Source organism: Kitasatospora purpeofusca (assembly GCF_042691725.1).
In the GTDB taxonomy this organism is placed as follows: domain Bacteria; phylum Actinomycetota; class Actinomycetes; order Streptomycetales; family Streptomycetaceae; genus Kitasatospora; species Kitasatospora purpeofusca_B.
Genome location: NZ_CP170483.1, coordinates 2,925,295 through 2,946,460, shown reverse-complemented (window position 1 = coordinate 2,946,460; position 21,166 = coordinate 2,925,295). Strand labels below are relative to the sequence as shown.

The 21,166-nt window shown below is 74.4% G+C and carries 22 protein-coding genes and 1 riboswitch; of the genes, 7 read left to right on the top strand and 15 right to left on the bottom strand.

What is annotated here, in order from left to right; all coding sequences use genetic code 11:
* Positions 1 to 74 precede the first annotated feature (74 nt).
* The 6 genes from ACFCLZ_RS12260 to ACFCLZ_RS12235 form a co-directional block, all read right to left on the bottom strand.
* Positions 75 to 2,354 (bottom strand): tetratricopeptide repeat protein, encoded by a 2,280-nt coding sequence (locus tag ACFCLZ_RS12260; protein ID WP_380284923.1) that lies wholly within the window; start codon positions 2,352 to 2,354, stop codon positions 75 to 77.
* A gap of 118 nt (positions 2,355 to 2,472) precedes the next feature.
* The gene (locus ACFCLZ_RS12255; RefSeq protein WP_380284922.1) at positions 2,473 to 2,850 is read right to left on the bottom strand and encodes a hypothetical protein; all 378 of its coding nucleotides are present in this window, start codon (positions 2,848 to 2,850) and stop codon (positions 2,473 to 2,475) included.
* A 3-nt stretch (positions 2,851 to 2,853) separates the two neighbouring features.
* Positions 2,854 to 3,249: a hypothetical protein gene (locus ACFCLZ_RS12250; protein WP_380284921.1), complete on the bottom strand. Its 396-nt coding sequence runs from the start codon at positions 3,247 to 3,249 to the stop codon at positions 2,854 to 2,856.
* 15 nt (positions 3,250 to 3,264) lie between these two features.
* On the bottom strand, positions 3,265 to 3,591 hold the full coding sequence (locus ACFCLZ_RS12245; RefSeq protein WP_380284920.1) for a hypothetical protein: 327 nt from the start codon (positions 3,589 to 3,591) through the stop codon (positions 3,265 to 3,267).
* A gap of 1 nt (position 3,592) precedes the next feature.
* On the bottom strand, positions 3,593 to 4,069 hold the full coding sequence (locus ACFCLZ_RS12240) for an NUDIX domain-containing protein (protein WP_380284919.1): 477 nt from the start codon (positions 4,067 to 4,069) through the stop codon (positions 3,593 to 3,595).
* Between the two features lie 278 nt (positions 4,070 to 4,347).
* Entirely contained in the window at positions 4,348 to 4,563 is a 216-nt protein-coding gene (locus ACFCLZ_RS12235; protein ID WP_380284918.1) for a hypothetical protein, read from the bottom strand.
* Positions 4,564 to 4,670: 107 nt separating this feature from the next.
* Between ACFCLZ_RS12235 and ACFCLZ_RS12230 the strand changes: the two genes are divergently transcribed.
* The 4 genes from ACFCLZ_RS12230 (at position 4,671) to ACFCLZ_RS12215 (ending at position 7,098) form a co-directional block, all read left to right on the top strand.
* Positions 4,671 to 5,504, top strand: a complete 834-nt coding sequence (locus ACFCLZ_RS12230) for a Scr1 family TA system antitoxin-like transcriptional regulator (protein WP_380284917.1) — start codon at positions 4,671 to 4,673, stop codon at positions 5,502 to 5,504.
* The gene (locus tag ACFCLZ_RS12225) at positions 5,486 to 5,701 is read left to right on the top strand and encodes a DUF397 domain-containing protein (protein WP_380284916.1); all 216 of its coding nucleotides are present in this window, start codon (positions 5,486 to 5,488) and stop codon (positions 5,699 to 5,701) included. The genes ACFCLZ_RS12230 and ACFCLZ_RS12225 overlap by 19 nt, the downstream gene beginning before the upstream one ends.
* 108 nt (positions 5,702 to 5,809) lie before the next feature.
* Positions 5,810 to 6,013 carry a DUF397 domain-containing protein gene (locus ACFCLZ_RS12220; protein ID WP_380286149.1) on the top strand — a complete coding sequence of 68 codons (204 nt, stop codon included), beginning with the start codon at positions 5,810 to 5,812 and terminating at the stop codon, positions 6,011 to 6,013.
* 260 nt (positions 6,014 to 6,273) lie between these two features.
* A complete protein-coding gene (locus ACFCLZ_RS12215) occupies positions 6,274 to 7,098 on the top strand; it encodes a helix-turn-helix domain-containing protein (RefSeq protein ID WP_380284915.1) in 825 nt (274 codons plus the stop codon).
* Here the strand turns inward: ACFCLZ_RS12215 and ACFCLZ_RS12210 are convergent.
* The 7 genes from ACFCLZ_RS12210 to ACFCLZ_RS12180 form a co-directional block, all read right to left on the bottom strand.
* Complete coding sequence (locus tag ACFCLZ_RS12210; protein WP_380284914.1) at positions 7,071 to 8,069, bottom strand: RICIN domain-containing protein; 999 nt, start codon at positions 8,067 to 8,069, stop codon at positions 7,071 to 7,073. The genes ACFCLZ_RS12215 and ACFCLZ_RS12210 overlap by 28 nt on opposite strands.
* 74 nt (positions 8,070 to 8,143) lie before the next feature.
* Entirely contained in the window at positions 8,144 to 9,040 is an 897-nt protein-coding gene (locus tag ACFCLZ_RS12205) for an ECF transporter S component (protein WP_380284913.1), read from the bottom strand.
* Complete coding sequence (locus ACFCLZ_RS12200) at positions 9,037 to 10,662, bottom strand: ABC transporter ATP-binding protein (protein WP_380284912.1); 1,626 nt, start codon at positions 10,660 to 10,662, stop codon at positions 9,037 to 9,039. Before ACFCLZ_RS12200 ends, ACFCLZ_RS12205 begins: the two co-directional genes overlap by 4 nt.
* Positions 10,659 to 11,849: a CbiQ family ECF transporter T component gene (locus ACFCLZ_RS12195; protein ID WP_380284911.1), complete on the bottom strand. Its 1,191-nt coding sequence runs from the start codon at positions 11,847 to 11,849 to the stop codon at positions 10,659 to 10,661. Before ACFCLZ_RS12195 ends, ACFCLZ_RS12200 begins: the two co-directional genes overlap by 4 nt.
* Positions 11,850 to 12,151: 302 nt before the next feature.
* On the bottom strand, positions 12,152 to 12,913 hold the full coding sequence (locus ACFCLZ_RS12190) for an SCO2322 family protein (RefSeq protein WP_380286148.1): 762 nt from the start codon (positions 12,911 to 12,913) through the stop codon (positions 12,152 to 12,154).
* A gap of 101 nt (positions 12,914 to 13,014) precedes the next feature.
* On the bottom strand, positions 13,015 to 14,298 hold the full coding sequence (locus ACFCLZ_RS12185) for a hypothetical protein (protein WP_380284910.1): 1,284 nt from the start codon (positions 14,296 to 14,298) through the stop codon (positions 13,015 to 13,017).
* Positions 14,299 to 14,416: 118 nt separating this feature from the next.
* Positions 14,417 to 14,482, bottom strand: a riboswitch (cobalamin riboswitch).
* Between the two features lie 107 nt (positions 14,483 to 14,589).
* Positions 14,590 to 15,120 (bottom strand): TetR family transcriptional regulator, encoded by a 531-nt coding sequence (locus tag ACFCLZ_RS12180; protein ID WP_380286147.1) that lies wholly within the window; start codon positions 15,118 to 15,120, stop codon positions 14,590 to 14,592.
* 319 nt (positions 15,121 to 15,439) lie between these two features.
* On the opposite strand from ACFCLZ_RS12180, the gene ACFCLZ_RS12175 reads away from it, so the two are divergent.
* The 3 genes from ACFCLZ_RS12175 (at position 15,440) to ACFCLZ_RS12165 (ending at position 18,760) form a co-directional block, all read left to right on the top strand.
* Positions 15,440 to 16,750, top strand: coding sequence for a glycosyltransferase family 4 protein (locus tag ACFCLZ_RS12175; protein ID WP_380284909.1), 1,311 nt, complete (start codon positions 15,440 to 15,442; stop codon positions 16,748 to 16,750).
* A gap of 154 nt (positions 16,751 to 16,904) precedes the next feature.
* Positions 16,905 to 17,681: a class I SAM-dependent methyltransferase gene (locus tag ACFCLZ_RS12170; RefSeq protein WP_380284908.1), complete on the top strand. Its 777-nt coding sequence runs from the start codon at positions 16,905 to 16,907 to the stop codon at positions 17,679 to 17,681.
* On the top strand, positions 17,678 to 18,760 hold the full coding sequence (locus ACFCLZ_RS12165; protein WP_380284907.1) for a prenyltransferase: 1,083 nt from the start codon (positions 17,678 to 17,680) through the stop codon (positions 18,758 to 18,760). The genes ACFCLZ_RS12170 and ACFCLZ_RS12165 overlap by 4 nt, the downstream gene beginning before the upstream one ends.
* A gap of 101 nt (positions 18,761 to 18,861) precedes the next feature.
* Here the strand turns inward: ACFCLZ_RS12165 and ACFCLZ_RS12160 are convergent, their stop codons facing one another.
* Positions 18,862 to 19,815: a hypothetical protein gene (locus ACFCLZ_RS12160; RefSeq protein ID WP_380284906.1), complete on the bottom strand. Its 954-nt coding sequence runs from the start codon at positions 19,813 to 19,815 to the stop codon at positions 18,862 to 18,864.
* A gap of 224 nt (positions 19,816 to 20,039) precedes the next feature.
* Positions 20,040 to 21,164, bottom strand: coding sequence for an N-acetylmuramoyl-L-alanine amidase (locus ACFCLZ_RS12155; protein WP_380284905.1), 1,125 nt, complete (start codon positions 21,162 to 21,164; stop codon positions 20,040 to 20,042).
* Positions 21,165 to 21,166 lie beyond the last annotated feature (2 nt).

Genomic DNA, 21,166 nt, shown 5'->3' with positions numbered 1-21,166 from the left:
GTGACGGCTCGTCCGGCGACGCGCACGGGGGCCGCTTCGTCGGCCTCCCCGCCCGCCGCCGACGGGAGAACGGATCAGGCGTCAGCCGCCCGGGCCCGGCGGCGGGCCGGGGACGAGCGGCGGGGTGCGGGCGGGTGGGATTCCTGGGCCTCCAGGGCCCGGGTGCGGAGGTCGGCCTTCGCGGCGGCGGCCTCCTCACCGGCCGCGCGGAACGCCTCGGCGGACCTCGCCGCCTCGGCCGCCGCGGCCTCGAAGCGCCCCGTCGCGGCGAGGGCCAGCGAGAGGTTCGTGCAGGCGGTCGCGAGCCGGTGGGGATCGTCCGAGACCGTGAAGATCTCCACGGCCTGTGCGAGCAGGGCGACCGCCTTCCTGGCGGCAGTGCCGGAACGCATCATCATGGCGCCCCGGTTGGTCAGCGCGCAGGCCTTGCCGTAGCGGTCGCCGGTCTCGGCGAACAGCCGTGCGGCCCGGGTGAGCGCCCTGAGGGCCTCCTTGGTGTGCCCGAGTTCGTCCAGGGCGATGGCCTTGTCGTTGAGTGCGCCGGCCTCGCTGTTGCGGTCCCCGGTAGCCCTGGCGAGGCTCTCGGCCTCGCCGAGGAACCGCACCGCCTCCTCGTGCCGACCGGTGCCCCCGAAACCGTGGCCGATGTTCAGCAGTGCCTTGTACTCGAGGTCGCGGTCCGAGAACTCCCGCGCGTTGTCCAGCGCCTGCCTGCCGACGGTGACGGCCTCGTCGAAGCGCCCGTTGTCGTTGAGCGAATCACTCAGATTGGTGTGCGCGATCCCGCCGCAGCGGCGGTCGTCCAGCTCGGCGAAGATGGCCACCGCCAGCCGGTGCCGGGCGAGGGCTTCGCCGTATCGCCTCAACTTGCCCAACGCGATACCGGAGTTGTCCACGGCCATCGCTTCGCTGTGCCGGTCGTCGGACCTGCGGAAGCTGCGCATGCCCGCCTCGCAGAGCATCAGCCACTCCTCGAAGAGCCGGTTCTTCTCGAAGTAGTCCGGAATGGTGAAGGCCACCCGGAAGGCGACCCCCGAGTCCTCGCTGGCCTCGACCATGGCGATCAGGTTCCGGCGCTCGTTCTCCAGCCAGGTGGTGGCCTCGTCCTGGTGCTCGAAATGCGGTGAGAGCTCGGTGTTCTTCGCCGGCCGGAGGTGGGTCGCCGCGGCCGACACGCAGTGCAGGTAGTGCCAGAACAGGCGGTCCCGGGCCGTCGTGCGGCCGTCCGCCTCCGCGGTCTCCCGCCCGAGCTGGTCGGAGTAGAGCCGGACCAGGTCGTGCAGGCGCCAGCGGCCCCAGGCCTGGCCGGGCTCCACGAGGTGGGCGCGGGCGAGGTCCCGCAGGAGGGACTCGGCCTCGTCCGTGTCGGCGGACAGCAGGTACCCGGCCGCCTCGCTGGAGAGGTCGGGGCCGGGGTTGGCGGACAGCAGCCGGAACAGGGTGGCCTGCCGCGGCGGCAGCTGGCGGTAGGACAGGTCGAAGGCCGAGCGGACGGCGAGGTGCTCGCGGCTGATCCGGTCGAGCCGGTTGCGGGTCGCCTCCAGGGAGTCGGCGAAGGCGCGAAGCGGCTGCCGGGGCGTGTCGGCGAGGATGGCCGCGCAGATCTGAAGGGCCAGCGGGAGGTGTCCGCACAGCTCGGCGATCCGCGCGGCGGAGCCGGGGTCGTCGTCCACCCGGGTGTCGTCCGCGCCCCGGGCCCGCCGCAGGCAGCGGCGGATCAGCTCGGTCGACGCGGCGGCGTCGAGCACGTCCAGATCGTGCAGCCGGGCGTCGATGGCGAGCGTGTGACGGGAGGTCACCAGGGTGTCGGCGGTCCCCTCCGCCGGGAGCAGCGGGGTCACCTGCCACGGGGCGCAGGCGTTGTCGAGCACGATGAGCAGCCGCTGCCCGTGCTCCGCGTAGCAGCTCACCACGGACCGGTAGAGGCGTGCCCGGTCCTGGAGGTCGGGCGGGATGTGCTCGGGCGGGATCCCGACGGCGCGGAGGAATCCTTCGAGGGCCTGCTCGGGAGCGACCCGGCGGTCGTCGTCGTAGCCGAGCAGGTCGACGAACAGGACGCCGCCGCGGAACCAGTCCGGCCGTCGGAGCGCCCGGGTGGCGGTCTGGAGGACGAGCTCCGTCTTGCCGACGCCGGCCAGGCCCGCGATCGCCGTGACCAGGACGGGGGAGTGCGGCTGCTCCGGGGCGAGGTCCCGCAGGAGGTCGTCCACCGCGTCGTCGCGTCCGGTGAACGTCGAGGTCGGCGAGGGGAGCCCGGACAGGGCCGGGGTGATCCGCGGCGGCAGCCGGACGGTGATGTCGCGGCCCTGGACGACGGTGCTGAGGAAGATCCCGCTCTCGATCACGTTCACCATCGGTCCCCCTCGCGCCGGACGGTGCCGGTTCTCCGTCCCGAGCCCCGTCGTCCCCGGAGAGCATGATACGAGCCCCGGGCGCTCCGCTGGGCGAGTCACGGCGCGGCGGTGGGGTGGGTCAGATCCAGGTGTAGTTCCGGTCGGTGACCGGCTCCGGCTCGAACGTCGGCAGGGGCGCGTGCGGCGAGGGGAGCTGGGCGAGGACCTTGCCGATCGGCGGGAACAGGGGCAGGTCGCTGACCTTGCGGTGGTCGATCCACTCGATGCTGCCGACCTCGTGGCCGCCGCCGGGCAGCTCGTCGAACTCCCGGGTCGCCAGGGTGGCGGGGACATCCGGGGTGACGTGGGTGCGGTAGATCAGGTGGATCTCCTCGGTGGCCGCGGGCCTCGGGCTGAGTGGTCCGAGTGACTGGCCTCGCCCTGCCGGATGACCGGCAGGGCGAGGCCTGTGGGGCGCGGGTAGGCCTTGGTGTCTTCCTGTCACCCCCGTGCGCACGGGTCAATGGGGCAGCGGTTGCCTCGGCTCCGGCGGGGGTTCGCCGACCGGGTGGTAGGTCACGGTCACCTCCGCCCAGTCGTGCCGGTCGGACGGTTCGTAGTGCCACTGCCCCTCGCGCTCGGCCACCTCCTGTGCACCGCGGAGCAGGGCCTCCCCGAAGTCCATCACCGCAGGTGGCACGTCGGGCGACCACCATCGGCGCGCAGCGACCGTCAGCACCTGCACGGCGAGTCGGGGGAAGTGCTCGGCGGTCGTCCATCCGCGTACATCGGGAAGTCCGAGGCCGGGGAGGTCGGAGGTGCCGGGGAGCCCGGGCTGCCCCCGGAAGAAGTACTCGGCGGACCAGGACATGGTGAGCCGGCCGGGGCCGGAGAGGAAGGACAACGCAGGGTCCAATCGGGATCGGTGGGACTATGCGGCAGGGCCCAACCGCGCGCACTTCAACGACCACTCGACGACCGAGCCGTCGGCGTTGTGGTGCCGGAACACCACGGCCGTCTGGACGACCGCCAGCGTGTCCGGGTCGTGTCGACGCGAGCGTCGAACGAGGTTGCCGCGGCGTCCGTCGGGGTGGATGTACAGGCCGAGGCGGGGCGGTAGGGGGAGGTCGTCGACGCATCCGCGGTAGGCCCGCCACGGGCACTGGCAGTTGCTGGTGTGGGCCTCGAAGTCCCTTGTCCAGAGGGTGCTTTCGATGCGCGAGTAGGGGAGCGGGGCGATCTGTTCGGAGTGCCGCACGTCATGCGGCGGGGGTCGCCGGCTCGCCCCGGTAGAGGAGGGGGATCCGGGTGCCGTGCATGACCGCGGCTACGGCGACCCGGATCCGGCGCTGCATGAACGGCTCGCAGTGGTCGGACAGGGTGTCCAGCGGCACCCATTCCACGGCGCGAATCTCTCGCGCGGACTCGATCGGCGGTGCCAGTGCGGTTCCGATGCTCACGGTCCCGCCGTCGCACACGACGGTCAGGTTCTTGGGGGTTCCCGTGTCGGGGTCGGCCGGAACCTGGTCGACGGCCAGGCCGTGGGTGATCAGCCTGTTCAGCCCCAGCTTTTCGCGCAGTTCACGTCTCGCGGCAACGGCCACGGACTCGCCGGGGCGGATCCCGCCGCCGGGCAGGACCCAGTCGGGACGGTAGGTCGGGTGGATCAGGAGGATGGATGTGCCTGTCGAGTTGAGGACCAGGACGTCGGCATCGAGGCGAACGGAATGTGCCATGACGGGGCTCCGGGGTGGGGGTGGGGGGAAGTGTGGGGTGCCCCGCCCCGTGTCGGGGAGGGTGGATGAACACGGGGCGGGGTTTGTGGGCTCCGCCTGCCCCACGGGACCGGAGCAGGCGGAGCCACCACCCGGCGTGGTGCGTCACGTCGGAAGGTGACTGCCGGGTGCATCCCCAACGCCGCCCTTTCAGGGGGTTTCGTTGGGGGTTGGTGCCCGCCCTCGCACCGGGTGTTGGGGGCCGTGCGGGGCGGGAACTTGGGGATCGGGCAGCTCGGTTACGCTGCGGTGCTCGTGGGCTCCGGGATCGGTTCGATCCGGGTGGGCTTGACCGTCCACTCGCAGCCGCCCTCGGGCCGCCGCAGGTGGACCAGGCCGCCCTCGGTGCCCATGTAGGCGCCGACCTTGCCGCTGTCCATGTCCCGCACCGGCTCGTGCAGGCGGGGTTGGTAGGCCTTGTGCCGTCTGGCCGGCTCCGTCGACTGTGCAGCCATGGCCGTTCCCTTCCGTAGTCAATTCGCTACCGAGGGGCATCACTGTGGCGTAGGCTCCGAGGCCTGTTCAACATGGCTGGGCTGGTTGATTAGTAGGAATAACTCGCATGAATCTGAACGAGCTTGATGCCGATGCCTCGCCCGCCGCAGGGTTCGGCGCCTTCCTCCGCACGTCGCGGGAGCTGCGGGGGTGGACGCAGGAGCACCTTGCAGGGCTGCTTGGTTGCACTCCGGGTCACATCTCGGCCCTCGAAAATGGGCGGAGGAATCCAACGCCACGGATCGCGGCAGCACTTGACAGAGTCTTTGACACATCGGAGGAGGCGGTCTTCCGTCAGAGGGCAAGTGACGTCAAGCACTCGGCTCTGCTCGCCGGGTTCGCGCAGTATGTTGAGCACGAGCGGCGTGCGGTGGAGCTACGTCTCTTCACGCTTGGCATCGTCCCCGGGTTGCTGCAAACAACTGCGTACGCAAAGGCCATCGCAGCGGGGGCTGTAGGGCGCGGGAGTATTACTTCGGACCAGGCGGAGAAGCGGGTGCGCGTCCTCGCAGGCCGCCAAGCAAGCGTGCGTCGGACCCCGCCGCCGCTGGTGCATGCTGTGTTGGATGAGAGCTGCATCCGGCGTCCGGTGGGTGGGCACGCTGTCATGGCGGCCCAGTTGGAGCACCTTCTCGCCTTCGCCAGCGGACCGAACAACCTGCTCCAGCTTGCCCCGTACCACCTCGGGGAGCGTCGATCGTTCGACCTGCCCGTCTACATCCTGACCATGCGGGACAGGTCGCTGATGTCCTACGCCGAGAGCGCGCAAAAGGGACACCTTGAGCAGGACACCGAGGCAGTGCTACCTATGCTCACGGCCTACTATCAGCTTCAGGGCCAGGCTCTTTCGCAGGCGGACTCACTAGCGATGATCCGCGAGCAATGGAAGGAACTATCTTGACTCCATGTGACCTTGAGTGGTTTAAGTCCTCTTTCAGCAGCAATGGCGGCGAGTGCATCGAGGTGTCGGGCGGCCTGCCTGGTGCTGTCCCGGTCCGTGACTCCAAGGACCCGTCCGGTCCCGCGTTGGTCTTCCGGGCTGACGCGTGGCGTGCGTTCGTTGGCGCTGTTCAGGCGGGCGAGTTCGGCACCGTGTGATGCGGCGTGTTGAACGCGCTGGCGACCGAGGCCTCGCTACCCCTTGACCTGGGTGGTGGGGCCTCGCTGGTATTGAGTTCATCAGCGACGTGCGGAAGGGCTTTGATCATGGATGATCTGAGTGGCGTCACTTGGCGGAAGAGTTCATACACTGCCCAGGCGGGACAGTGCGTCGAGGTGTCGGACAGCATCCCGGGTGCTGTCCCGGTCCGTGACTCCAAGGACCCGTCCGGCCCCGCGCTGATCTTCCCGGCCGACGCGTGGCGGGCGTTCGTCGGTGCCGTCCAGGCAGGCGAGTTCGGCACCGTCTGATGCGGGTTGGACGCGCCTGCCGCCGGGGCCCCGCTACTCCGTGACCAGGGCGGTCAGCCTCAGGTCGGACTGGGGTGCGCTGCTGTGTGTCGCGCTGGGGCGTGCGCCTTCGCGCCCCCAAAACGGGTGATCCGGAGGGGAGATCGGCTGATTCGGGGCCGGGGGGTCGGTGGCCGTGCTTACCGTGATGCCGACATGGAAAGCCCCGGCGGTGCGCCAACACCCCGGGGATTGGCACCAGGAGTGAAAAGGACTCCACGATGCGAATTCATCGTATCCCCGACCACACGCCCGGGTACACGATCCTGGACAACCGGCATGTCGTGCGGAAGCACGCGCTGTCGTGGGCTGCCCGAGGACTGTTGGTCTACCTGCTCAGCCTGCCGGACGGCGCCCGTGAGGACGTACGGACTCTGGCAGCGAAGAGTGTTGAGGGGCGCGCGACGGTCGCCCGCGCGCTGCGGGAGCTGGAGGTGGCCGGCCACTACGTGCGGCGGACCGTGCGCGACCCCGTGACCGGGCGGGTCAGGACGGTGGTCTCCGTGCATGAAGTTCCCGTTGCGGACAAGGCGGTTCACACGTTGCCGCCGCTTCCCGCATCTCCGGCCGCCGGGGCGCCCGGCGTCGGGAAGGCGGGAAGCCCCTCCTTGAGGGTAAGGACGGTGGAGCGCAAGGAACCTTCCGTCCTTCCGGTGATGGCAGCGCCTCGCATGACAGAAGGCATGGGCCTGCTGCTCGAACTCGGACGGCGAGACCCGGCGTTGGCCTTGGCGGGCAAGCCACTGGTGGACCAGGCGGCTCGGGTGGAGGGCCTGTTGGCGGGCGGCTGGTCGGCGGACGCACTGCTGGGCGTCCTGTCCGCGCCGCTGCCGGGGCAGCTGACCCACAGCGTCGCGGCGGTCCTCGGTGGGCGGTTGACGAAAGTGCCGCCCGCTCCGTGGGGCAGGGGCGCGGTGGCCGTGCCGCGCCCGAGGCGTCACGAGTGCCCGGGGCGGGACGGCATGTGCGGCCGTCCCGTCGCCGGGGCGGGGGAGTTGTGCGCCGGTTGCGAAGGGGATCAGACCGTGTCGCGGACCTTGAAGTAGCCGTTCTCGACCAGGAACCTCTGGTTGGGGTTGGCGGCGCCGCACTCGTAGAGGAAGACGTTGTCGCCGTTGTCGCGCGTGCCACCGACGTCCAGGCACATCTCCTGCGCGGAGCCGACCGTCGACTCCAGGACGACCAGGCCCCGGCGCAGCAGCCAGGACTGGTTGGCGTCGGCGGCCTGGGTGTACTCGCAGGCCCAGATGCGGACGTTGTCGCCGTTGGTGCCGGTGTTGTCGGCGTCGAGGCACATCTCGGGGCCGCCGGTGCCGACGGTGTCGGCGACCTTGATCCGGCCGTCGTCGATGACGAAGCGCTGGTTGGTGTGGTCCAGGCACTGCCAGAGGCGGACGTTGTCCGCGTTGAAGCGGGTGTTGCCGACGTCCAGGCACATGCCGGACGGCGGTCGGGGCGGGGTGGCGACGGTCAGGGTGCCGTCGGTGATCGTGTACTCGGTGCCGCTGCCCGGGTTGGTGTACCGGAAGCTGCCGTTGCCGCGTGGAAGGACGGTGTCGGCGGGGGCGCCGCCGTCCACGGTGACCTGCGGGGAGAAGCGGAAGTAGCCCTTGGCCGGCCAGCCGCTGTTGCCCCCGTTGCGGCCGTAGCCCTCGCAGGTGAGGGTCCGGTTCCCGTTGCTGAGGGCGCAGTTGCGCAGACCGACGTTGTTGTTGCCCCAGGCCGAGCCGTCGCCGCTGTACTGGGTGGGCACGGTGGTCTGCGGGGCGAAGGTGGTGCTGCCCGGGGCGGTGAAGACGGCGGTCATGCCGGAGGCGGGGAGGCTGCCCGCGCCGCCGGTGTTCTGGTACGTCCACGGGACGGCGGCGCTCTCGCCCGGGGCGATCGTGACGGTGGTGGGCACGTCGCGGCCGATGAAGGTGACGGCGGCGGCGGGTTGGGCGAAGGCGCCGGCGAGGGCCAGGGCCGTGGTGGCGACGGTGGCCGTGCGGGCGAGGCGTCGCTTGAGGGGGTGCATGGGCTCGACTCCACTTCCTCGGGGGCTGCGGTCGAGCATCTTCGTGGAGGTCCCGGTGGTGTGGGGGCCGCCCGTCACGGCCGGGCGGTGTGGTTCACCCCTTCGGACGGTGGGGTGCTGCCGGCCGGGTGAGCCGGCGGGTGGAAGGCGACCGGGGCGGCGAAGGCGGCGCGGCGGGTGGCCCGGCGCAGGGCGCGCAGGACGGGGGTGCCGAGGGTGAGGCAGAGGACGACGGTGAGGGCGGCGCGCGGGAGGTCCCAGCCGAGCGAGGTGGTGAGGCAGTAGGCGGCGAAGCGGACCAGGTTGTCGGGGAGCGGGTCGCCCGGGACGAAGGAGATCGAGCTCGCGAGGCCCGCGATGTAGGGCCAGCCCTGGAGGTTCATCACCACGCCGTAGAGGAGGGAGGCGATCGCTCCGTAAGCGGCGAGGACCACGAGTTCGCGGCGTCCGCGCAGGCGGGCCGGGCCGGGGAGGAGGCCGGCGCCGAGGCTCACCCAGCCCATGGCGAGCATCTGGAACGGCAGCCAGGGCCCGACGCCGCCGGTGAGCAGGGCGGAGGCGAACATCGACAGCGCGCCGAGCACGAAGCCGAAGCCCGGTCCGAGCACCCGGCCGGCCAGCACCATCAGGAAGAACATCGGCTCCAGCCCGGCGGTGCCCGCGCCGAGCGGGCGCAGGGCGGCGCCGGCCGCGGCCAGCACGCCGAGCAGGGCCACCGACTTGGCGTCCAGGCCGGGGGCGCCGCCGCCCGCCGCGCGGCCCTCGGAGATCTGGGCGACGACGACGGCGAGGAGGAGCGGGAGGAGCAGGGCGAACAGCCAGGGGGCGTCGGCGGCGTGGCCGACCAGGGCCGACCGGGTGGAGGCGAGCAGGGGCCAGCCGAAGCCGGCCACGCCGACCAGGGAGGCCAGGGCCAGGGCGGCCAGCGAGCGGCGGCCGAGCGGGACGGGGCGGCCCAGTGGAGTGGTCACTCGGCGGCCTCCGCGAGGGCGTCGGCGACCTGGCGGACGGTGAGCCAGGGGCCCGGCGCCAGGATCTTGGCCACCTGCGGGGCGAACGCCGGTGAGCCGAGCACCACCTCGGGCGTCGGCCCGTCCGCGACGATCTCGCCGTCGGCCAGGACGGCCGTGCGGTGGGAGAGTTCGGCCGCCAACTCGACGTCGTGGGTGGCGAGGAGGACGGCGTGGCCGTCGGCGGCGAGGCCGCGCAGGATCTCCACCAGCCGGGTCTTGGCCGCGTAGTCGAGGCCCCGGGTGGGCTCGTCGAGCAGGATCAGCGGCGGGCGGGCGGTGAGCACCACCGCCAGGGCGAGGGTGAGGCGCTGGCCCTCGGAGAGGTCGCGCGGGTGGGCGGTGTCGGCGAGGCCGGGCAGCAGCCGTTCGACCAGGGCGCGGCAGGTGCCGGGCGCGGCGCCCGCGTCGCGGTCGGCGGACGCGCACTCGGCGGTGACGCTCTCCCCGTACAGCAGGTCGCGCGGGTCCTGCGGGACGAGGCCGACCTGGCGGATCAGCTCGGCGGGGCGGGTGCGGTGCGGGGTGCGGCCGCCGACGGTGACCGCGCCGGACGCGGGCGCGTGCAGGCCGACCAGGGCGCCGAGCAGGGTGGACTTGCCGGCGCCGTTGCGGCCCATGAGGGCGGTGACCTCGCCCGGGTGGAGGGTGAGGTCGACCCCGCGCAGGGCGGGGACGGGGCCGCGGTGGACCACCAGGCGGTCGGCGGCGGCGAGCGGTGCGCCGCGGTCGGCGCTGTGCCGCGCGGCGGGCGGGGCGGGCGGACGGTGGCCGTCCAGGCGGGTGCGCAGCCCGGCGGCCCGGCGGCGGGCGTCGCGGACGGTGAGCGGCAGCGGGCGCCAGCCGGCCAGTCGGCCGAGCCCGACCACCGGCGGGTGCACCGGCGAGTGCGCCATCACCTCGGCCGGCTCGCCCAGGACGGGCGGTGTCCCGGGGGTCAGCAGCAGGACCTGGTCGGCGTACTGGACCACGCGCTCCAGCCGGTGCTCCGCCATCAGCACGGTGGTGCCGAGGTCGTGGACCAGCCGCTGGAGCACGGCCAGCACCTCCTCGGCGGCGCCCGGGTCCAGCGCGGAGGTGGGCTCGTCCAGGACCAGCACGCGCGGGTGGACGGTGAGCACCGAGCCGATCGCGACCCGCTGCTGCTGGCCGCCGGAGAGCGAGGTGAGCGCGCGTCGGCGCAGGTCGGCCAGCCCGAGGAGGTCGAGGGTCTCCTCGACGCGGCGCCGCATCACGTCCGGGGGCAGGCCCAACGACTCCATGCCGTAGGCGAGTTCGTCCTCGACGGTGTCGGTGACGAAGTGCGCGCGCGGGTCCTGGCCGACCGTGCCGACCAGGTCCGCGAGGTCGCGCGGGCGGTGCCCGCGGGTGTCGCGCCCGCCGACGGTGACCCGGCCGTGCAGGACACCGCCGGTGAAGTGCGGGACGAGGCCGCTCACCGTGCCCAGCAGGGTGGACTTGCCGGAGCCCGACGGGCCGACGAGCAGGCAGAGTTCGCCCTCGGGGATCGTCAGGTCGACGCCGCTGAGCGCGGGGGCCTCGGCGTCGGCGTACTGGACGCCGACCTGTTCGAAGGTGATCACGAGATCCTCCGGGGCTCGGTCGGAGCGGTCGGGGCGGTCTGGGTGGTCCGGTCGGTCGGGGCGGGCGAGGGGCGGGGGTCCGCGGTGGTGGACGGCGGGGGCGGGGCCGCGAACGCCGGGAGCAGGCCGAGGAGGACGGCCGCGGCGGCGGCGACAGGCAGGACGGGCGCGGTCGGCGGGACGACGGTGGGGGCGAACGCGGCCGGGTCGAGCGAGGCGAGCCAGGTCGTCGACACGGCGACCGCGATGCCGGACCCGGCGGTGAGCCACTCGGGCAGCGCCCAGGGGTCGGGCCGGTAGCGCGTCCGGACGGAGCGCCGGCCGCCGAGCAGCAGTCCGGCGAAGGCCGCGGCCACGCCGATCACCAGCACCGGTACCGCCCACCCGCTGCCGTCCGCCGTCAGCAGCCCGTACGCGGCCAGGCAGATGCCGAGCAGGCCGGCGAGGGTGAGGGCGGCGGTGAGCACGGCGAGCCGGCGCGGGACCGCGGCGGTGCGCCCGAAGCCGCGGGTGTCCATCGCGGCCGCCAGCGCCACCGAGCGCTCCAGCGCGCCCTCCAGGACGGGCAGGCCGACGCTGAGCACGGCGGCGACGCCGCGGTCGGTGCGCCCGCGCAGGCGGCGGGCGGCGCGCAGCCGTTGCACGTCGGCGACCAGGTTCGGCGCGAAGGTCATCGCGACCACGACGGCGACGCCCGCCTCGTAGAGCGCGCCGGGGAGCGTGCGCAGCAGGCGGGCCGGGCTGGCGAGGGCGTTCGCCGCGCCGACGCAGACCAGCAGGGTGGCCAGCCGCAGTCCGTCGTAGAGCGCGGCGAGCAGGCCCTCGGCGGTGACCCGTCCGCCGATCCGCACGCCCTGCGCCCAGACGGGGAGCGGGACCTCGGGGAGGGTGAACAGGACGTGGGTGCCGGGGATCGGCGAGCCGAGGAGGACGGCGAAGGCGAGGCGGATGCCGAGGACGAGGAGGCCGAGGCGCAGGAACGCGCCGTAGGAGCGCGACCAGGGCGCGTCGCCGCGCCGGGCGGCGACGACGTAGCCGGCGACGGCGGCGAGCAGGAGCAGGACCAGCGGGTTGGTGGTGCGGGTGGCTGCCGCGCCGAGGCCGAGCGCCCACAGCCACCAGGCCCCGGGGTGGAGGTGGCGGGGGCCGGCGGGGGGCCGGTGACGGGCGGCGCGGGGTGTGGGCACGGTGGGGTCCAGGGGTGGGGCGGTCGGTTCGGCGCAGGAAGTCGGACGGGCCGACTTCCTGCGCCGGGGCTCTGGGTTTTCTGTAGACCGGTTGGTCTATTCGCTGGCTGGGGGAGGCGTGGAATATGTCGGTCGGTCTACATAGCGGCGGCGAATCAGTAGACCGGTCGTCATAATCCGGCCCGTGGCGCGGAGGGGGCTCGGGGTAGGAGCGGAGCACGGGGTGTGCAGGGGGTGCGGGGCGAGCGGGGCGGCGCGTGAGGGCTGCGGCGCACGCGGGGCGGAACCGGGCAGCGTGATCCTCATCGGCGGCGGCGCACCTGCCAGGCGGCGCCCGCGCCGAGCGCGACGACGAGCGCGAGGCCGGCGCCCACCCCGAGGACGGGGCCGCTCCCACCGGGGGAGGACGAGGCCCGGGCGGCGCTCGCGGCGTCCGAGGAGCGTCCGCCGTCCGGTCCGGCGGTGGCGCCCGGCCCGTCGCCCGGCCCGTCGCCCGGCCCGTCGCCCGGCCCGTCGCCCGGCCCGGCGCCCGGTCCGGTGGCGGCGCCCGCGCCGAGCTGGTCGCCGCACCCGGCGCGCGGATACCCGGCGATCGCGCACAGCAGGCCGTTCCCGTCGTACCGCAGCGGCGGGGCGACGGTGGCCAGCACCTCCGCGGAGCTGGCGCGCGGCCCGACGACCGCGCACGCCGTGCGCGGGGCCGGCGGGTTCTCGCCGCCGGGCGCGTCGGCGGCGCTGCCGAAGTCCAGGACCACGGCCACCCGCTTGCGCCCGTCCTCCGCCGGCGTCCCGGCGCAGATCGCGTCGAAGCCCCCGGCCGCGGCGGGCCGGGCGGCCTCCTGCCCGCCGTCCGGGCTGACGGCGAACCGCCAGCCGTCCACCGCGCCGTCCGCAGGGACGTGCACGGCCGGCCCCTGCTGCTGGTACGCCCAGCCGCCGTCGGACCACCGCCAGAACGACCAGTACCGGTACCCGGCGGCCTCCGCCGGCGCCGCCCCGAGCACGAGCAGGATCAGTACCCCGGTGATCACCCCGGCCGCGAACCGCACGGCCGCCCGCACCACCCGCCGCCGGGTCTCGGCGGCAGTGCCGATAGTGGCGGCAGTGGCGGCAGTGGCGGTGGCGTCCGCCGGCGGGACCGGCCGAGGGGCCCGGCCGGGGGTGGTCACAGCTTCGCGCCGCGCTTGCGCTGGAGGCTCAGCAGGAGGCCGCCGCCGACGCCGATCAGCAGGCCGATGCCGAGCGGCCAGTACTTGTTGAGGCTGCCGCCGTCGTCCTTCTTCGCCGGCGCGGAGGCGCTCGCCGGGGCGGACGCGCCGCCGGTGGCCTTGGGCGCCGGGCCGAGCGCGGTCAGCTGCTTGACCAGGTCGGTCCCGCCGAACGCGGCCGGGTCGCGCTGCGCGGCCTGGGCGACCAGCAGCAGCGTGGCGGTGGCGGCGGCGTCGGTGCCGCCCTTCGTCCAGGTGCCGCCCTCCTCGGCCAGCCAGTCGACGGCGCCCGCGGCCTGCTGCGGGTGGCCGCCCTGGACCAGGCCGAGCGCGGCCCAGGCGGTGGCCGCGTAGTCGGGGGCGGGCGCGGCGCCGGGCAGGGTCAGCGTCAGGTGCCGGCCGCCCGCCGCGAGCCGCGCGGTGAGGTACGCGCCCACCGCCTCGCCGGAGTCGGCGCGCGGCACGGCGGTGGCGCCGGCGCCGCCCTCCGGGCAGGCCAGGGCCTTGGGGGCGGCGTCGGTGCGGTTGGTGTTGGCCACCGGCAGCCTGCCGCCGGCGGCGGCGAGCGAGGCCTGACCGCCGGCCAGGCCGTTGGCGTCGGCCGGGGTGCCGTCCGGCGAGGTCTGGTAGACGAAGCCGCCGCGCTGCTCGGCGGGGGCGGCGCAGCCGAGCTGGAAGGAGGCGAGCCCGTCGAAGGCGTTCCGGCCGGCCTTGGCGACGGTCGCCGGGTCGGTCCCGGCGGCGATCAGCGCGTTGACCGCGAGGCCGGTCGAGTTGGCGTCGCCCGGGTTGCCCGGGTTGTAGGCCCAGCTGCCGTCCGCGTTCTGGTTGGCCCTGAACCACTGGACGCCCTTGTCCACGGCGTCCTGGTGCCCGCCGAGGGCGACCAGCGCCTGGACCGCGACGGCGGTCGCGTTGCTGTCCTGCGTCGCGGTGTCGCAGGCGGCCGAGGCGTCGGCCCGGTAGGAGGGCCAGCCGCCGTCCGCGCACTGCTGGCCGGTGAGCCAGGCGACGGCGGAGTCGGCCGGGGTCACCTTGGCGGTGGTCAGCGCGGTCAGCGCGAGCGACTGCCGCCAGACGCCGTCGTAGGTCGGGTCGCCCTTGCCGTACAGGCCGTCGGGGACCGCGGCGGCGGAGGCCGTGCCGGTGCCGGGGGTGTCGGCCAGGGCCGGGGCGGCTGCGGTGCCGGTGAGCAGCGCGGCGGTCAGGGCGGCGGCGCCCAGACGGGCGGCGGTCAGCATGATCGGAGGTGTGCCTTTCGGTGAGCGGGTGCCGGCCCGGGCGGGCCGTTCCGTAGTCCTCGACGGTTGCCCGGCGGAGGTCCGCCGCGCGCGGGGCCGCTCGCCCCTCCCCGGGCACTCCGACTCGCCCGGCGGACGGGCGCCGGGCTCACGGTTGCGGGGTCAGCGCCGGATTCGCACCGGCTTTCCCCGGAGGAGGGGCGGATGGAGTTGTCCTGCCCGTCGACTCTAGCCGCCGGGCGTGGCGCCCGGGCGCGGGCCGGGTGAGAACAGGTTCCAGTTCGACCCGCCTCAGGGCAGCGTGAGCAGCCGGGCCGCCGTGCGCAGGTCGGCCCGCACCTCGGCGAGCGACGCGCGGCCGGAGAGCCAGGCGACCAGCGCCGCGTGCCAGGTGTGCTCGATCACCCGGACGGCGGCGCGCTGCGCCTCGGTGGGTGGTCCGGACTGCCCGATGGCGTCCAGGATGAGCTGCCCGGTGGCGGCGGAGACCTGGTCCACCTCGGGACCCACCGAGCGGTCGGCGAAGGACAGCGCGCGGACCATCGCCTCGGCCAGCAGCGGCTCGCGCTGCAGCGCGTGGAACGCCCGGGTGAGCGTCTCGGCGACCCGCGGCGCAGGCTCCGGCTCGGTCGGCGGGTGCCGCCGGACCTGCTCCTGGAGGCCGCGCAACTGCTCCAGCATCACCGCCACCAGCAGGTGCACCTTGGACGGGAAGTACCGGTAGAGCGTGCCCAGGGCCACCTGCGCGCCCTCCGCGACCTCCCGCATCTGGACGGCGTCGTACCCACCGCGCGCCGCCAGCGCGGTCGCGGTCCGCAGGATCCGCCGCCGCCGCTCCGCCTGCCGTGCGGTGAGCGGCGGATCCTGCGGTGCGGGCGGTGCCGGCGGTGCCGGCGGGGTTGGTGGCGCCTGAGCCTGCGGGGCCGGCGGCGGCGGGGGTGAGGGCGGTGACGATGGTGACGGCAAGGACGCTCCCGGGCGTGGCGCGAATCACCAGCCCTGGATCCTGAGCGGAAGCTACGGGCCGGTATCTTCGAGGTCTCTCATTGTTCACATGGTCACCGGTGGACTCCACACCCACTGAAACCTGATCTACTTTACCGACCGGCAGCACAGACAGCAGCAGAGATGAGGGCCGACGATGACCGCGCAGCCGCTGCGGATTGCCCTGCTCTCGTACCGGGGCGACCCGTTCTGCGGCGGCCAGGGCGTGTACGTACGGCACCTCTCCCGCGAGCTGGCCCGCCTCGGCCACCACGTGGACGTGATCGGCGCCCAGCCGTACCCCGTCCTGGACGAGGTCGAGGGGCCGGGCTCGGTGCGGCTGGTCGAGCTGCCCAGCCTGGACCTCTACCGGGCCGACGACCCCTTCCGCACCCCGGCCCGCGAGGAGTACCGGGGGCCGGTGGACGTCCTGGAGTACCTGACCATGCGCACCGGCGGCTTCCCCGAGCCGCTGACCTTCTCGCTGCGCGCTCGCCGGTACCTGGCCCGCCACCGCGGCCGCTACGACGTCGTGCACGACAACCAGACCCTCGGCTACGGGCTGCTGGGCCTCGGCCGGCACGGCTTCCCGCTGGTCACCACGATCCACCACCCGATCACCGTGGACCGGCAGGTCGAACTGGACGCGGCCGCCGGCCGGCTCAAGCGGCTGTCGCTGCGCCGCTGGTACGCCTTCACCCGGATGCAGCGCCGGGTCGCCGCCCGGCTGGATCACATCATCACCGTCTCCGGCACCTCCCAGCGCGAGATCGCCGAGCACCTGGGCGCCGCGCCGCACGCCGTCTCGGTGGTGCCGATCGGCGCCGACACCCGGCTCTGGTCGCCGTCGGAGACGGTCGCCCGGGTGCCCGGACGGATCGTCACCACCTCCAGCGCGGACGTCCCGCTGAAGGGCCTGGTGCACCTGGTCGGGGCGCTGGCCAAGGTGCGCACCGAACGGGACGCGCACCTGGTCGTGGTCGGCAAGCCGCAGAAGGAGGACGGGCCGATCGCCCGCGCGGTGCGCGCCTTCGGACTGGAGCCGTACATCGAGTTCCGGCACGGGCTGACCGACCAGGAGCTGGTGGACCTCTACCGCTCGGCCGAGGTGGCCTGCGTGCCGTCGCTGTACGAGGGCTTCTCGCTGCCGGCCGCCGAGGCGATGGCCACCGGGACCCCGCTGGTCGCCACCACCGGCGGGGCGATCCCCGAGGTCGCGGGCCCGGACGGGGAGAGCTGCCTGGCGGTGCCCCCGGGCGACCCGGACGCGCTCGCGTCGGCGCTCGGCCGGCTGCTGGACGACCCGGAGCTGCGCGCGACGCTCGGCGCGGCGGGCCGGGAGCGGGTGCTCGCCCGGTTCACCTGGGCGCGCGCGGCCGAGCTGACCGTCGAGGGCTACCGGGCCGCGATCGCCACCGGCGCCGGGAGCGCGGCCCGCTCCGGACCGGGCTGGCGCTACGTGGCCTGACGGCGCGTCCCCGGCGACGGCCGGGTGGCGACCGGCCGCACCCGTCTTCCGGTGGTGCGCGCCGCCCCGCCCGCCCCGCACGCGCGCCGTGCGCCCCGCGATTTTGCTGACTCGGCGTCAGGAACCTTGGGTACCGAAGGAATGGGAGTCCGCAGTGCTGACCGTTGATTTCTCGCGCTTCCCGCTCGCCCCCGGCGACCGGGTGCTCGACCTGGGCTGCGGCGGGGGGCGGCACGCGTTCGAGTGCTACCGGCGCGGGGCCAACGTGGTCGCCCTCGACCAGAACGCCGAGGAGATCGCCGAGGTCAGGAAGTGGTTCGCCGCCATGGAGCAGGCCGGCGAGGCGCCCGAGGGCGCGTCCGCGGTCGCGATGGAGGGCAACGCGCTGGCCCTGCCGTTCGAGGACGACCACTTCGACAAGATCATCATCTCCGAGGTGATGGAGCACATCCCGGACGACAAGGGCGTGCTCACCGAGATGTTCCGGGTCCTCAAGCCCGGCGGCCTGCTCGCCGTCACCGTGCCGCGCTGGCTGCCCGAGAAGATCTGCTGGGCGCTCTCCGACGAGTACCACGAGGTCGAGGGCGGCCACATCCGGATCTACCGGGGCGACGAACTGCTCGACAAGCTCAAGGACGCCGGCCTGGAGCCGTACGGCACCCACCACGCGCACGCGCTGCACTCGCCGTACTGGTGGATCAAGTGTGCGGTCGGCGTCGACAACGACAAGGCGCTGCCGGTCAAGGCGTTCCACCAGCTGCTGGTCTGGGACATCGTCGGCACCCCCGTCATCAGCACCCTCACCAAGGCCGCCGAACGGGCGCTCAACCCCGTCATCGGCAAGAGCTTCGTCGCCTACGCCACCAAGCCCCACCGGGCCGGGGCGGCGGGGCGCGGCGCGGCGGACCCGGCAACGGGCGGGGCGCAGTGACCGCCGCCGTCCCGGAGGCCCTGCTGCTCGACGGGGTGCTCGACGCCGAACAGGCCGCCGGCACCGTGCGCAGCATCCTCGCCGAGCAGCAGCCCGACGGCGCCATACCGTGGTTCCGCGGCCACCACCTCGACCCCTGGGACCACACCGAGGCGGCGATGGCGCTGGACACCGCCGGCGAGCACGCCGCCGCCGAGGCCGCCTACCGCTGGCTGGCCGGGCGCCAGAACCCGGACGGCTCCTGGTACGCCGCCTACGCCTACGGGCAGTCGGAGCACGCCGACGGCGCGGTCAGCAACGCCGCCAAGGAGACCAACTTCTGCGCCTACGTGGCCGTCGGCGTCTGGCACCACCACCTCTCCACCGGCGACGACGCCTTCCTGGAGTGGATGTGGCCGACCGTCCGGCGCGCGCTGGACTTCATCGTCGCCCAGCGGCTGCCCGGCGGCCCGATCGCCTGGCGGGTCGACGAGCACGGCACGGCCAGCGACGAGGCGCTGCTCACCGGCTCGTCCAGCATCCTGCACGCGCTGCGCTGCGGACTGGCCGTCGCCGACTACCTGGAGGAGCCGCAGCCCGACTGGGAGCTCGCGGCCGGCCGGCTGCGGCACGCCGTCGCCCACCACCCCGAGCGGTTCCTCGACAAGGACCGCTACTCGATGGACTGGTACTACCCGGTGCTCGGCACCGCGCTGCGCGGCCCGGCCGCGCTGGAGCGGATCGCCGAGGGCTGGGACCGCTTCGTCGTCCCCGGCCTCGGCGTGCGCTGCGTCAGCGACCGGCCCTGGGTCACCGGCGGCGAGAGCGCCGAGCTGGCCCTGGCGCTCTGGGCGGTCGGCGAGTCCGACCGCGCGGTGGACATCCTGCGCTGGATCCAGAAGCACCTGCGGCACGGCGACGGCTCGTACTGGACCGGGTACGTCTTCGAGGACGACGCGATCTGGCCCGAGGAGCGCACCACCTGGACGGCGGGGGCGCTGCTGCTCGCGGTCGCGGCGCTCGGCGGCGACCCGGCGACGGTGGCGGTGTTCGGGGGCGAGGAACTGCCGGCCGGGCTGGTGGTCCAGGACTGCTGCTGACCGCCCGCGCGGCGGACGCCCGACGCCGAAGGGGCGGGACCGGAGAGATCCGGTCCCGCCCCTTCGGCATCGATGGCACGGGCGGTGTGCGCCCCGCGGGGTCAGCCGCGCTGGATGCCCGAGGTGTCGGCCAGCACGCCCTGGGTGCCGTCCTGCAACTGGGCGACCAGCGCGGTGCCGCGCTGCTCGACCGCCAGGTACCAGGTGCCCGGGACGAGTTCGCCGATCGGCGCACCGGCCGGGTTGTCCTTCGGGGCCAGCTGACGCGGCGCCGGGACGGCGAACCAGAACGGCGCGAAGTCGGCGGCCGGGGCCGGCTGCGGCTGCGCGGCCTGACGGGCGGCCTCGGCCTCGGCGGCCTGCGCCGCCGCGGCCTGCTGGGCGGCGACGTCCTGCGGCTGGCCGGGGACCGGCTGGCCGTGCTGGCCGGCCTGCGGGGTCGGGTAGCCGTAGCCGGAGGGCTGGCCGCCGAACGCGGGGGCGGGCGCCTGGTTCGGGTCCTGGCCCGGGCCCGGGTAGCCGTAGTGGCCCGGCTGACCGGGCTGACCGGGCTGACCGGGGGCCGGGTAGCCGCCGGCCGGGAAGGCGGCGGGGGCGGCCGGGCGGTCGGTGACCAGCGGGGTCTTGAGCGCCGGGACCAGCTGGCCGCCGGCGGCGGCGCCGGCCAGCACGATCAGCGCGATGACGGCGAGCCAGGCGCCGATGCCGTGGCCGATGCCCTCCAGGCCGCCGCCGAGCGACCACAGCGCGGCCCAGAGCGCGGCCACCGAGAAGGCGATGCCCCACTGGTCCAGGCGCAGGCCGAGGATCTGACGGTTCGCGGCCGCCTGGCCCTGGAAGCGCTGGACCAGGATCAGGGCCGCGGCGAGGATGCCGAGCAGGAAGACCGAGGGCAGGACGGGGAACAGGACGCTGTCCCAGGCGTTCGTCGAGGTGTCGCCGCAGTACTTGCCCTTGCAGTCGACGGTCCAGTACGGCAGGAAGGAGGCGATGAAGAGCAGGACGGCCGCACCTGCGACGGCGGCGTCTCCCTTGGTGAGAGCGCGCAGATTCACTAACGTTCCCCTCGTTGGTGTGTCGTGGTCGGCGGTTTTCGTTTTCGGCGCTCGGCCGGTGTGCTGTCGGCGCCCGCCCGGTCGGCTGACCGGCCGGAAAACCCCGAACGGACAAGAAGCCTAGGGCCAACGGCAGCGCGGGTGCACGGCAGGGCTCGGGAATGGGGCGAAGTCGTTGCAAACCGCGCGGTTCCGACCTCGGTCGCCGGGCTCCGGCGGTGCTCCTACCGGCTGGTCAGGAACGCCGTCAGCGCGTCGGCGATCCCCTGGGCGGCCTGCTGGCGCCACTGAGGATCCGTCATCCGGCGGGCGTCCGTCGGGTTGCGCATGTTACCGCACTCGATGAACACCTTGGGTACCGTCGAAAGGTTCAGTCCGCCCAGGTCCGAGCGGGTGTCCAGGCCCTGGCTCGCGGTGTAGTCCGCGTACGGCTCGCCGGTCGCCGCGTGGAAGTTCTCGCGCAGCAGCAGGCCGAGCCGGTGCGAGGGGTCGACGATCGCCGAGGTGTTCGCCTTCCCGGCGACCACCTTGGCGGGCATGATCACGTGGAAGCCGCTGCCGCTCGCCGGGCCGCCGTCGCCGTGCACCGAGACCGCCGCGTCGGCGTGGGCGGTGGTGCCGGCCCGGGCGCGTTCGTCGATGCACGGGCCCCAGGGGCGGTCGCCGTCGTGGACCAGCACCACGGTGGCGCCCCGGGCGACGAGGATGGCGCGGGCCCGGTGGACCACGTCCAGCGAGTACTCGGCCTCGGTGTAGCCGGCGTTGGTGGCGGTGCCGGTGGCGTCGCACTCCTTGCGGGCGTTGCCGATGTCGACCTTGCGGTTGATCTCGGTGGTGTGGGCGGAGTTCCCGGTGTTGTGGCCCGGGTCGAGCAGGACGGTGCGGCCGGTGAGGGTGGTGGCCGTGGGGGCGCCGGGGGCCGGGGCGGGGAACGCGGGGTCGGCGGGGGCGCCGGGCGCCGTCGCCCCGGGGGTGGCGGTACCCGGGGTGGCGGTGGCCGGGGTGGTGGCCTCGGGGGCGGTGGCCTTGGGAGCGGTGGACGGCGGCGCGGCGTCGGGTGTGCCCCGGTCGGGGCTGCCGACGGCCTGCCAGCCGAGCCAGCCGGCCAGGCCGAGCGGGGCCAGCACGCCGACCACGGTCACGGTGCGCCGCAGCGCGGACCGGCGGCGCGGGCGGGGGGAGCGGGCGGTGCCGCCGGTCGTGCGGCCGTCGGCTGTGCGCTCGTCGGCTGTGCGGTCGTCCGGTGCGGCGGCCGCGGTCGCGGTGTCCTCGGGGGGCGCGGCGTCGACCGGTGCCATCGGTGCCATCGGTTCGACCGGCTCGGCCGGGTGGTGGGTGGTGCGAGTCACGG

Bases quoted from the DNA above. Each gene is read 5' to 3' on its own strand.
- ACFCLZ_RS12260 (WP_380284923.1), bottom strand. From the start codon at position 2,354: ATGGTGAACGTGATCGAGAGCGGGATCTTCCTCAGCACCGTCGTCCAG.
- ACFCLZ_RS12240 (WP_380284919.1), bottom strand. From the start codon at position 4,069: ATGGCACATTCCGTTCGCCTCGATGCCGACGTCCTGGTCCTCAACTCG.
- ACFCLZ_RS12235 (WP_380284918.1), bottom strand. From the start codon at position 4,563: ATGGCTGCACAGTCGACGGAGCCGGCCAGACGGCACAAGGCCTACCAA.
- ACFCLZ_RS12230 (WP_380284917.1), top strand. From the start codon at position 4,671: ATGAATCTGAACGAGCTTGATGCCGATGCCTCGCCCGCCGCAGGGTTC.
- ACFCLZ_RS12225 (WP_380284916.1), top strand. From the start codon at position 5,486: ATGGAAGGAACTATCTTGACTCCATGTGACCTTGAGTGGTTTAAGTCC.
- ACFCLZ_RS12220 (WP_380286149.1), top strand. From the start codon at position 5,810: ATGGATGATCTGAGTGGCGTCACTTGGCGGAAGAGTTCATACACTGCC.
- ACFCLZ_RS12215 (WP_380284915.1), top strand. From the start codon at position 6,274: ATGCGAATTCATCGTATCCCCGACCACACGCCCGGGTACACGATCCTG.
- ACFCLZ_RS12210 (WP_380284914.1), bottom strand. From the start codon at position 8,069: ATGCACCCCCTCAAGCGACGCCTCGCCCGCACGGCCACCGTCGCCACC.
- ACFCLZ_RS12185 (WP_380284910.1), bottom strand. From the start codon at position 14,298: ATGCTGACCGCCGCCCGTCTGGGCGCCGCCGCCCTGACCGCCGCGCTG.
- ACFCLZ_RS12175 (WP_380284909.1), top strand. From the start codon at position 15,440: ATGACCGCGCAGCCGCTGCGGATTGCCCTGCTCTCGTACCGGGGCGAC.